Raw genomic sequence first — 11239 nt, 5'->3', positions numbered from 1 at the left:
ACCCCTGGCCAGGGCCGCGCGACCTCCAGCGCACCACCGCGCCACCTCCCTGACCGCGGCCGCACCACCCCGGACAGGGAGGCCGCACCACCCCTCGACCGCAGCCGCTCCACTCCTGTTCCGCCGCGTTTCGACCCCGCCTCGTCCGCGGCCGGGGACCGTGGCGGTGGCACGGGCGATCCGGCCCGGCCGCCGACGCAGGCCGCGCCGGGCCGCAACCCTTTGGAGAGCCATGCCCCGTCGCCTGTTCACCTCGGAGTCCGTGACCGAAGGCCACCCCGACAAGATCGCCGACCGGATCAGCGACACCGTCCTGGACGCCCTGCTGCGCCAGGACCCCGCCTCCCGCGTCGCGGTCGAAACCCTCATCACCACCGGCCAGGTCCACATCGCCGGCGAGGTCACCACCCGCGCCTACGCCCCCATCGCCCAACTGGTGCGCGAGGCCGTCCTGGAGATCGGCTACGACTCCTCCAAGAAGGGCTTCGACGGCGCCTCCTGCGGGGTGTCGGTGTCGATCGGCGCGCAGTCCCCGGACATCGCGCAGGGCGTCGACACGGCGTACGAGAAGCGGGTCGAGGGTGCCGACGCGGGTGACGAAGGGGACGAGCTCGACCGGCAGGGCGCGGGCGACCAGGGCCTGATGTTCGGCTACGCGACCGACGAGACACCCACCCTGATGCCGCTGCCGATCTTCCTCGCCCACCGCCTCGCCAAACGCCTGACCGAGGTCCGCAAGAACGGGACCGTCCCCTACCTGCGCCCCGACGGCAAGACCCAGGTCACCATCGAGTACGACGGCGACAGGGCCGTCCGCCTCGACACCGTGGTCGTCTCCTCGCAGCACGCCTCCGACATCGACCTGGAGTCGCTGCTGGCCCCCGACATCCGCGAGTTCGTGGTCGAGGCCGAGCTGAGGGCACTGGTGGAGGAGGGCATCAAGCTCGACACCGACGGCTACCGCCTCCTGGTCAACCCGACCGGGCGGTTCGAGATCGGCGGCCCGATGGGTGACGCGGGCCTGACCGGCCGCAAGATCATCATCGACACGTACGGCGGCATGGCCCGTCACGGCGGCGGCGCGTTCTCGGGCAAGGACCCCTCCAAGGTGGACCGCTCCGCGGCGTACGCGATGCGCTGGGTCGCCAAGAACGTCGTCGCCGCGGGTCTCGCCTCGCGCTGCGAGGTGCAGGTCGCGTACGCGATCGGCAAGGCCGAACCCGTCGGCCTGTTCGTCGAGACGTTCGGTACCGCGAAGGTCGACCCGGACCGGATCGAGCAGGCCATCGACGAGGTCTTCGACCTCCGCCCGGCCGCCATCATCCGCGACCTGGACCTGCTGCGCCCGATCTACGCCCAGACCGCCGCCTACGGCCACTTCGGCCGCGAACTGCCCGACTTCACCTGGGAGCGCACCGACCGCGCCGGGCACCTGAGGGCGGCCGCCGGCCTCTGAAACCCCTGCCCCCGCCCGGCTGTTCACCGATGTTGCCGACCCGGGTTCCCGGCCGCACCGCTCGCCGCAGGCGCGGGACCCCGCCCCCGGCGGCGACCGCCCCCCCCGGAGCCCGGAGCCCGGGCCCCCGTACAGGCCGGATCACGGCCGTTCCTGATCAGCACCGAGCAGAGGAGGACGCGATGTACGACATCACCGAGGTGGACGGCAGGCCGTCCCAGGAGGCGGCGGACGCCCCCCTGCCCCTGTCCCTGCCGTTGTCCCTGTCCGGTACGCCGCCGCTGCTCCTGGCGGGGATCGACGAGGAGGAGTGGGGGGAGCCGCACGTGGTGCGCGGTATCGACTGACGCCGTCCGCCGCAACCTGGCCCGTGCCGTTCTCAAGCCGTCCGCGAGCCGCTCTTGGCAGCCTGCGGAGGAAGGAGACGGACAAGACGGCGTGGAGGGGGCGGGCATGGGACGGGTGCTGCGGGGCGGCCGGCGGGCGCTGGCGGACTATGTCGTACGGCGGCTGTGGCTGTCCCTGGTGGCCTTCGGCGCCTCCTACGAGCCGTTCGCCCAGCAGGCGGAGAGCGCCGGGCAGGAAGGGCGCCGGGCCGCGCAGCGTCCCGGCGGGCCGCCGCCGGCCCATCCCGAGCGGGTGCGTGAGGATGTCGCGCTGTCCGATCAGGAGGTGCGGATCCTGCGGCAGTTGTGGCCGGCGGGCTATGCCGGGCACCGGGCTCCCGACGGAGGCGGCTGAGGCGTCGGCCGCGGGACGCGTTCGCCCCGCCCCCGGGCGGCGCAGGCACGGCGGCCCGGGGCGAGGAGGTGGAGGTGGACCGGCGGCCGGATGCGGTCGTCGTCGGGGAGCTTTGGCCGGACGCCGGGTGAAGAGGACGTCGGCGGTCTGCGGGAGCGGGCAGGAGCCGCGGCGGTTGATGCCGTAAATCGTTGGCCCGCGGACGGGCCCGCGGACGGCTGGGCCGCGGCGGGTCTGTCCGCGGTGGCCGGGGCCGTGTGCGGCCGGGTGTTCGCGGCCGGCGGGGGAGGAGCGGGCCCGGGAACACGGGCGCACCCCCTCTGTGCGGGGGTGGTGGCGGGGCGGCCGGTGGCCGCCCCCCTTTTTTTCTTTTCTGCTTCGCGTCCTTTTTCTGGTTCGTGCTGCCGGCCGCCCTTTTTCTTCCTGTTCACCACTCGACGAGGGCGAAGCTGGCGGCCATGCCGCCGCCGAAGCCGGCCAGCAGGACCAGTTCGCCGGGGCGGATGTCGCCGGCGCGGACGGCGGCGTCCAGGGTGATGGGGATGGAGGCGGCGCCGGTGTTGCCGTAGTGGGTCACGGTGCGGTGCATGACCGCGTGGGGGAGGGCGAGGTGGGTGAGGACGTCGTCGAGCATGACGCCGTTGGCCTGGTGGGGGACGATGTGGTGGACGTCGGCGGGCTTGACGCCGGCCTCGTGGAGGAACGCCTCGGTCAGCCCGGGGAGCCGGTCCACGACGAAGTCGCGTACGGCGCGGCCCTGCATCGCGAAGTAGTGCAGTCCGGTGTCCAGGGCGGCCGTGTCGAGGGGGTGGCGGCTGCCGCCCGCGGGGACCTGGATGAGGCCGGTGAGTTCGCCGAAGGTGTGCAGGGCGACGTGGCGGACGACGGGGCCGCGGGCGGCGGTGCCCAGCACCATCGCGCCGGCGCCGTCGCCGAAGAGCACGACGGTCCTGCGGTCGGCCGGGTCCAGGATGCGGGAGTAGATGTCGGCGCCGATGACCAGGGCGTGTCCGCCGCGGCGCAGGATGACGCTGCCGACGGCGGAGAGCGCGAACACGGTGCCCGAGCAGACGGCGTTGACGTCGAAGGCGGCGGTGCCCGAGGCGCCGAGGTTGTGCTGGACGTAGGCGGCGGTCGGGGGCTGGGGGCGGTCGGGGGTGGAGGTGGCGACCGCGATCACGGAGAGCTGGTCGGCGGTGATGCCGGCGGCTTCCATGGCGGAGCGGGCGGCGGCGGTGGCCAGGTCGGAGGTGGCCTGGGCGGGGCCGGCCCAGCGGCGTTCGCGGATGGCGGTCTTGCGGGTGATCCAGGCGTCGTCGACCCCGGCCGGGGCGCCGGCCTCGTCGTTGGAGACGATCCGCTCGGGCACGTACGCGCCGGTGCCGAGGATCCTGACGTCCCTGATGGGGCTGCCCGTGCTGAGGATCGTCGCGTCGTCCATGCGGCTGCCCTCCCCTTCGCATGGTGCGTGAATGGATGAATGAACAGGTGAATGAACAGGTGGACGGGTGAATGGGCGGGTGGGGGGTGGGGGGGGTGTCCGGTGACCGCCCGCGCTCCCGCGGGCGGTACGGGCGGTGTGGTCAGCGGGTGGTGTAGAGGCGTTTGTGGCCGCTGATGCCGGCCAGCCGGTAGGGGCCGGTGGTCTGGGCGGGGGTGGCGTGGTCGCCGCCGTCGGCGGGCAGGCGGTGTTCGTGCAGGGCGCGGTAGCCGGCGTAGTCGACCTCGGTGCGCCGGGTGACGGCCTCGCGGTGCGCGGTGGTGCGCAGGCGGTCCTGGTAGCCGGCGACGACGGTGCCGGCGAAGAACTCCGCCACCGATCCGGAGCCGTAGCTGAGGAAGCCGATGTGGCGGCCGGTGAGGTCGTCGGCCTGGTCCAGGAGGGCGGCCAGGGCGAGGTAGAGGGAGGCGGTGTAGCTGTTGCCGATGACCCGGTTGTAGGCGGTGGTGTGGCCCAGGGCGGCGGTGACGGTGTCCGGGTCGGTGTCGCGGCCGCAGTAGTTGAGGAGGTGGCGGTGGGCCTTGTAGGCCATCTTGGTGAACGGCTGGTGGTAGCAGAACGCGGCGAACTCCTCCAGGGTGCGCCCGCCCTGCTCGGTGTAGTCCTTCCAGGTGCCCTCGACGGCCTGGAGGTAGGCGCCGACGGACTCCTGTCCGTCGACCAGGGCGGTGTCGCGGTAGTTGGGCCGCCAGAAGTCCATGACGTCGGCGGTGAACACACCGGAGGGGTCCTCGATGCGGACCAGGGCGGGGTCGACGCCGACGAGCATGGCGACCGCGGCGGCGCCCTGGGTGGCCTCGCCGGGGCTGTCCAGGTCGTAGCGGGAGACGTCGCTGGCGATGACGAGGACCTGCTGGGCGGGGTCGCGGCGGACCAGGCCGACGGCGAACTGCAGGGCGGCGGTCGCGCCGTAGCAGGCCTGTTTGAGTTCGACGACGCGGGTGGCGGAGGGCAGGCCGATGAGGGAGTGGACGTAGATGCCGGCGGCCTTGGCCTGGTCGACGGAGGACTCGGTGGCCAGGATGAGGGTGCGGATGCGGTCGGTGCCGTGGCGGGCGACCAGGGGGGCGGCGGCGGTGGCGGCGAGGGTGACGATGTCCTCGTCGGCCGCGGCCACGCTCATCGACTCCTGGCCGATGCCGACATGGTATTTGCCGATGTCGGTGCCGTTGTGGGCGGCGAGCGCGGTGTGCGGCAGGACGAACTCGCCGGTGGCGATGGACAGGTCGTGGATTCCGATGGACAGGGACATGGTCAGGCACCAACCTTTGCGGTCCGGGGGTCGCGTTCCAACTGGACGTGTGCGCGCATCAGTTCGCCGGGGTTGGTCTGCGCGGCGAGCAGGGACAGTTCCCCGCACAGCACGCTCGCGGCGGCGATGACGGCGAGGCGGCGGGCGTTCTCGCCGGGCGCCCGCTCCTCGCGGCAGCCCAGGCGGGTCAGGTTCGTCTCCACGAAGCCCAGGCCCTTGCCGTTGCCGACGGTGCCGACGATCAGGTTGGGCAGGGTGCAGGCGAAGTAGAGGTCGCCGTCGCGGTCCTCGGCCATCGTCACGCCCTGCGAGCCCTCGACGATGTTGGCCGCGTCCTGGCCGGTGGCCAGGTAGAAGCCCAGCAGCATGTTGGCGTAGTGGGCGTTGGCCGAGCGCACCCCGCCGGCGAGCAGGGTGCCCAGCAGGTTCTTGCGCAGGTTGAGCCGGGCGACCTTGGCGGCGGTGGTGTGCAGGACGTCGTGCACCACGTCGCGGGGCACCAGGAGTTCGGTGACGACGTTCTTGCCGCGGCCCAGGATGCCGTTGACGGCGCTGGCCTTCTTGTCGGTGCAGTAGTTCCCGGAGATCGAGCCGTAGGAGATGTCCGGGACGGTGGCCAGGAGGTGGGCCAGCAGGGCGTCGGAGGCGAGGGTGGCCATGTTGTGGCCCGAGGCGTCGCCGGTGGAGAACTCGAAGCGCAGAAACAGCAGGTTGGCGTTGATCTCGTGGCGCACGCCGAGCAGCCGGGCGTAGCGGCTGCAGCCGCGCACCACCTCCCGCAGTTCCTCGATGCGGGCCTCCACCGTCCGCGCGGCGCTGTGGGCGGCCTGGGCGTCGGCGGCCTCGACCAGGACGGAGCGGGTCATCCGCTCGTCCACGAGGGTGGCGACGATGCCCTCCTCGACCAGCATGGAGACCTTCGCGCCGCGGCCCACCGAGGGCCACAGCGGTGACTCGTAGGTGGCCAGCGGGATGCGGGTCTCGGTGCGGGCGACGTTCCCGGAGATGCGCAGGGGGCCCACCCAGCGCATCGGGATCCCGGCGGTGGCATGGGTGTCGGTCATCGGGTGCTTCCCGTCGTCGGGGCGCGCAGCGCGCCGGAGCTGGAGCGGCGGGCGAGGGTGCCCGTGTCGATGCCGCGGTCGGCGCAGAAGGCGCGCAGGGAGCCGTGGATCAGCAGGTCGCAGCGGGTCAGATCGGCCGGGGCGGGGGCGCCGAGCATCGTCTGCAGGGCCGCCAACTGCTCCAGCCAGCAGGTGAGCTGAGCGGTCAGGGCGTCCACGCCGCCGTCCAGGAGGGTGCGCAGGAAGACGCCGGAGGCGCCGACCGCGCGGGCTCCCAGGGCCAGGGCGCGGGCGGCGTCCAGCGGGGTGCGCACGCCGCCGGAGGCCAGCAGCGGCATCCCGGTGTCCTGGGCGTCCAGCAGGCAGGCGGGCGCGGACTGGCCCCAGTCGTGCAGGAAGGCGTACTCGCCCAGCGCCCGGCGGCCGTTCTCGATGCGGGCGAAGTCGGTGCCGCCGCGGCCGCTGACGTCGGCCGCGGCCACGCCCAGCGTGCCCAGGAGCTGGACGCTCTGGCGGCTCAGCCCGTTGCCGACCTCCTTGACGATCACGGGGATGTCGACGGCCGCCGCGATCTTCTCGATCTGTCCGGGCCAGGCGGCGAAGGACCGGTCGCCCTCCGGCATCGCGGTCTCCTGCGCGGTGTTGACGTGGATCTGCAGCGCGTCGGCCCGCAGCAGCTCGATGGCCCGCCACACGTTGTCCACCGACGCCGTCGCGTTGACGTTGGCCAGCACGAACCCGTCCGGGTTCTCCTCGCGCAGCACCCGGAAGGTGCCCGCGCAGGAGGGGTCCTTGAAGTAGGCGTTCATCGACCCGGACGCGACCGGCACCCCCGTCTCCCGGGCGGCGGTCGCCAGGTCCCGGTTGATGGCGCCGGTGCGGGCGCTGCCGCCGGTCATCGCGTTGACGTAGAGGGGCACCGGCCAGGACAGGCCGGCGAAGGAGGTGGCCAGGGACACCTCCCGGCGGTCCAGGCCCGCCAGCGCGTGGTGGACGAACGACACCTCGTCGAACTGGTTGCCCCCCTGCGGGGTGTCCTGCTGCTCGATGGCGAGCCGGACGTGGTCGTCCTTGCGTTGAGCGCTCATGTGTGCCGGTTCCTTCCGGGCTCTCGCGCGGCGGGACGCACCGGCAGGGGCTGCACCCCGGCCGCGCTCCACTGCCGCCGTACCTGACAGATGTGCCGGTCCGCCGCCGCGTCCAGCAGGGCGATACCGCAGTCGCCGCCGCCGGCCCCCGACGGCTTGGCCGCGCCGCCGGCGGCCTCGGCCGCCTCGCACAGCCGGGTCAGCCGGTCGGTGAAGATGCCGAGCCCGACCGCCTCGTCCAGCCGCGCCAGCTCCCGGCGGGCGGCGCGGATCTGCTCCAGCAGCCCGGCGCCGTCGCCCCGCTCCAGCGCGGCCGCCGCCGCCTCCACCAGGTGGTTGGAGGCGGTGGTGTACCGGCCGCGGGCGGCGCCGTCCGGCCGGCCGCGGCGGTGCAGGCCGGCCACCAGGGACGCGGTGGAGACGGGCTCCCCGGTCCAGCCGACCTCCAGGCGCAGCCCGGCCGGCGCCGGCAGCCGCCGCACCGTGTGGCCCGGCCAGGGCGCGGCCAGCGCCCGCCCGATGCCGACCCGCCGGGCCAGGTCGAGCACGAAGTCCCGGTCCGGCGCCCGGTAGAGGATCCAGCCGCCCCAGGCACTGGCGGCCAGATCACCCCCCGAGCCCTTCGGGTCGATCCGCGCGCCGGCCAGCATCGCCAGCCGGTAGCGCTCACCGGCCGACAGCTCCACCCCGCAGAACCCGGCCACGGCGTCCACCGCCGCCACGGTCACCGCACCGGAGGAGCCCAGCCCGTACTTGCGCCCGCCCTCGTGCAGCGCACTGCGCACCGACACCCTCAACGCCGGTACGCCCAGCCCGCGTTCGGCCACCAGCGCGGCCACCGTCTCGACGGCCGACACCACATACGCCAGCGCGTCCCGGGCCCGGCTCCCGTCACCGTCCCCTTCACTGCCACTGCCACTGTCTCCGGGACCGCCGTCGTAGCCGTGGGCGACCAGCCGCCCCTCCCGCCAGCGCCAGGCGACGGGCCGGGAGATGAGGTCGCTGGAGATCACTACGTCGGGGGCGGTGAGTGTGGTGGGGGTGGCGGGTTCGTTGGGTGTGCCGGGTCCGTCGAGGTTGTCGGGTGTGCCGGACCCGCTGGGGTTGCCGGGTGCGCTGGATGCGCCGGATCCGCGGGGTCTGTTGGACACGTGAGGGGCGCGGGCGCTGCCCGGTCCGCCGGGGCTGCCCGGTCCGGCGGGACTTCCGGGTCCGCCGGGTCCGCAGGGTTCGTTCGATGCGCCGGGTCCGTCGAGGTTGCCTGGTCCGTCGGGTGTGCCGGTGCTGCCGGACTCGCCGGCTGTCCCGGTGACGGTGACGGTGATGTACCGGTCGACCGCCACCAGGATCGCCGGGTTGCCCGGCTCCACCACCGCGTACTCGCCCGCGACGAACAGCTTGCCCGGCGCCCGCCGCACCACCGTGCGCCCCGCGGACACCCCTGCCGCCGTCGCCGCTGTCGTGGCCGTCATCGGTCGGCCCCGTCCAGCAGACGGGCCCCGGGCCCCGGGCCGGCGACCAGCACCCGTGCCGCCGGGACGGCCTCGCCGACGGCGTCGGCCACCCGCCGCGCGTCCGCGCGCCGGCACAGCACCTTCACGTTCGGCCCGGCGTCCATGGTCGCGTACGCCGCCACGCCCTCCCGCCGCAACCCCAGCACCCGGTCCAGCACGGTGACCGTGGCCGGCGACAGGTAGCGCACCGCGGGCCGCGCCGCCAGCATCGTCGCGTGCATCCCCAGCGCGTTGCGCTCCGCGATCTCGCCCACCGCCTCCAGGTCACCGCGCCCCAGCGCCGCCCGCATGCCGGCCAGGTCGGCCCGGCTGGAGGCGGCCCACGGCCGGTACAGCGGCGAGGTGTCCACGGTGCGGCGCATCGCCTCCCGGCTGGAGACCGTCTTGGGGCCCGCGTCGAGCACGGCGACGACCAGCGCCGGGTCCAGGCCGCCGGCGACGGGCACCGGCTCGGCGTAGGAACCCGCGTCCGCCGCCGCGCCCGTGGCGGAGGGCGCCCCGGCGTGCCAGACGGCGAAGCCGCCGAACACCGACCGCGAGGCCGACCCCGAACCCCGGCGCGCCAGCCGGGACAGCCCGCCGGCGTCCAGCTCCAGCCCGTAGGCGGCCGCGGTGGCCACGGCCAGCGCGGCGAACCCGCTGGCCGAGGACGCCAGCCCCGCCCCGGTGGGCACGGTGTTACGGCTGTCCACCACCGCCCGCCACGGCAACCGGGCCCGCTCCCGCACCAGTTCCAGGAACGCGCCGACCCGCCGGGCCGCCTCGCCCCTCGCGGGCACCCCGTCGAGCGTCACCTCGTCGCGGCCGGCCGTGGCGTCCAGTCGGACACGGGTGGTGGTCGGGAAGACGTCCAGCGTCATCGACAGACTGTCGGTCCAGGGCAGGATCAGCCGCTCGTCCCGCTTGCCCCAGTACTTGACCAGCGCGATGTTCGGATGCGCGACCGCGGTGACACCGGCGGCGGCGTCCGCCTGCGGCCCGCCCCGCGCCGGGCGCGGGGCGGGCCTCGCCGGGCGGGGCGCGGTGTCCGGCACGCCCGCCGCGGTCTCCAGCGGGCCCGGCACAGTGGTCGGTCGTTGTTCACGGCGCATGGTTGTCGAGCCCCTTCAGCGGTACGAGCCATGTCTGTACGGCGCCTGCCTCGTGCAGCCGCCGGGTGACCTCGCGGGCCCGCTGCGGCGGGGCCAGCGCGATCATGCAGCCGCCCAGACCACCGCCGGTGATCTTGGCGCCGAGGCTGCCCGCCCCCAGCGCGGCGTCGACCAGCCGCTCGATGGGGCCGGTGCTCAGGCGGGCCGCCCGCAGCAGCGCGTGATAGTCCGTCATCCGCCGGCCCAGGTCACCGGCCCGGCCCTCGGCGAGGGCCAGCCGGGCCTCCTCGGCCAGCCCCGAGGCCCGCCGCACGAACCGTGCCCGCGCCCCGGGCCGGCGCCCGAACCCCTCCCGCAGCAGCTCGACCGCCTCCCGGGTACTGCCCGGCTCACCGCTGTCCGCGACGATGAACAGGCCCTCGCAGCCCAGCTTCAGCTCCCGTGTCCGGCCCGCCTGGAACAGCAGCGGGCGCAGCGCGCCGACGGTCATGGCGTCGACACCGCTGGCCCTGCCGTGCGCCATGTTCTCGGCCGTCTGCACCAGTTCGAACGCCGTGGCCTCGTCCAGCTCCCGGCCGAAGAGGTCGGCCAGCGCGAACGCGATCGCCCGCGAACTGGCCGCGCTGGAGCCCAGCCCCCGGCCGTGCGGGATCGCACCGTCGAGGATCACGTCCAGATGCGGCCGGCCGCTCACGCCCATCCGCGTCTTGAACTCCGCGGTCAGCCGGCGCAGGCCGTCGGAGGCCTGCGTCACCATCGCCCGCGAGGGGGAACCGGTCACCGTGTAGGACAAGTCGCCCTGCCCGTCGCCGGGTTGGGAGGACCATCCGGCACTGGCGGTGACCGTGAGCTGCGGGATGGGCAGGGCGAGCGCCGGGGCTCCGTAGACGACCGCGTGCTCTCCCAGCAGGATCGCCTTGGCGTGGGCGCGGCCGATGCCGACCGAGCGGGTCCGGCGGCTGTCCGGCACCCCCTCCGCCGAGGTCGGTAGAGTCAACGCACTCAGCTCCCTATGTCTGTTGTGCACGGAGATGTCTGTTGTGCAGAGAGGCCGCACGGCCATGCCGGACCGCCCCGCCCCGAGACGCGGAGACCCGGAGGTCCGGAGGTCCGGAGGCCGGAGAGGGGTGGAGGCGGGGGTGGGGCGGGGCCTGCGAGGGTGTACGGCGGCAACTGCCGTACACGGCAGGGGACTTCGGGGACTTCACCGGCGGCACGGCGGCGGCGCGGCATCGGCGACAGCGCCCGGGTGCGCCGGGCGGCGGAACGGATGCGGTGAAAGAAGCAGTGAGAGAAGTAGTGAAAGAAAAAGTGCCGCCCGCCGGATGACGGACGGCTGCGGCACGCGCCCCCTGCCGCGGTACGGCCTCGCGGCGGCTTTTGGGCAGGGGGGATGTAGGGAGATAGTGACACGGGGTCAGGCCCCCCGCCAACACCGCACCGAAGTGACGTGGGTCACTCGAATGGGGGGTGGATCCGCGACCGGCACAACCGGCGCAGCCGCGGCTGCCAGGGCAGTCGCGGCGGGCACG

General features: G+C 74.3%; 10 protein-coding genes. 3 read left to right on the top strand and 7 right to left on the bottom strand.

The features are described from left to right. Positions 1–232: 232 nt before the first annotated feature. The 3 genes from metK (at position 233) to OG223_RS00980 (ending at position 2197) form a co-directional block, all read left to right on the top strand. Positions 233–1456 carry a methionine adenosyltransferase gene (metK, locus tag OG223_RS00990; RefSeq protein ID WP_329240970.1) on the top strand — a complete coding sequence of 408 codons (1224 nt, stop codon included), beginning with the start codon at positions 233–235 and terminating at the stop codon, positions 1454–1456. Between the two features lie 182 nt (positions 1457–1638). After that, positions 1639–1803 carry a hypothetical protein gene (locus OG223_RS00985; protein ID WP_329240968.1) on the top strand — a complete coding sequence of 55 codons (165 nt, stop codon included), beginning with the start codon at positions 1639–1641 and terminating at the stop codon, positions 1801–1803. A gap of 106 nt (positions 1804–1909) precedes the next feature. Then, complete coding sequence (locus OG223_RS00980) at positions 1910–2197, top strand: DUF6059 family protein (protein ID WP_329240965.1); 288 nt, start codon at positions 1910–1912, stop codon at positions 2195–2197. Between the two features lie 427 nt (positions 2198–2624). Here the strand turns inward: OG223_RS00980 and OG223_RS00975 are convergent, their stop codons facing one another. The 7 genes from OG223_RS00975 to mvk form a co-directional block, all read right to left on the bottom strand. Further along, positions 2625–3638 (bottom strand): 3-oxoacyl-ACP synthase III family protein, encoded by a 1014-nt coding sequence (locus OG223_RS00975; protein WP_329240962.1) that lies wholly within the window; start codon positions 3636–3638, stop codon positions 2625–2627. Positions 3639–3780: 142 nt separating this feature from the next. Then, positions 3781–4950 carry a hydroxymethylglutaryl-CoA synthase gene (locus OG223_RS00970; protein WP_329240959.1) on the bottom strand — a complete coding sequence of 390 codons (1170 nt, stop codon included), beginning with the start codon at positions 4948–4950 and terminating at the stop codon, positions 3781–3783. Between the two features lie 2 nt (positions 4951–4952). Next, positions 4953–6014 (bottom strand): hydroxymethylglutaryl-CoA reductase, encoded by a 1062-nt coding sequence (locus OG223_RS00965; RefSeq protein ID WP_329240957.1) that lies wholly within the window; start codon positions 6012–6014, stop codon positions 4953–4955. Beyond that, entirely contained in the window at positions 6011–7102 is a 1092-nt protein-coding gene (gene fni / locus OG223_RS00960) for a type 2 isopentenyl-diphosphate Delta-isomerase (RefSeq protein WP_329240954.1), read from the bottom strand. The genes OG223_RS00965 and fni overlap by 4 nt, the downstream gene beginning before the upstream one ends. Beyond that, positions 7099–8574, bottom strand: coding sequence for a phosphomevalonate kinase (locus OG223_RS00955; protein WP_329240952.1), 1476 nt, complete (start codon positions 8572–8574; stop codon positions 7099–7101). Before OG223_RS00955 ends, fni begins: the two co-directional genes overlap by 4 nt. Then, complete coding sequence (mvaD, locus tag OG223_RS00950) at positions 8571–9707, bottom strand: diphosphomevalonate decarboxylase (protein WP_329240950.1); 1137 nt, start codon at positions 9705–9707, stop codon at positions 8571–8573. Before mvaD ends, OG223_RS00955 begins: the two co-directional genes overlap by 4 nt. After that, on the bottom strand, positions 9697–10704 hold the full coding sequence (mvk, locus tag OG223_RS00945) for a mevalonate kinase (protein WP_329240947.1): 1008 nt from the start codon (positions 10702–10704) through the stop codon (positions 9697–9699). The genes mvaD and mvk overlap by 11 nt, the downstream gene beginning before the upstream one ends. Positions 10705–11239 lie beyond the last annotated feature (535 nt).

The organism is Streptomyces sp. NBC_01478 (genome assembly GCF_036227225.1).
In the GTDB taxonomy this organism is placed as follows: domain Bacteria; phylum Actinomycetota; class Actinomycetes; order Streptomycetales; family Streptomycetaceae; genus Streptomyces.
Note: the sequence above shows the minus strand (reverse complement) of the source record. Positions and strands in the feature narration are given on the sequence as shown.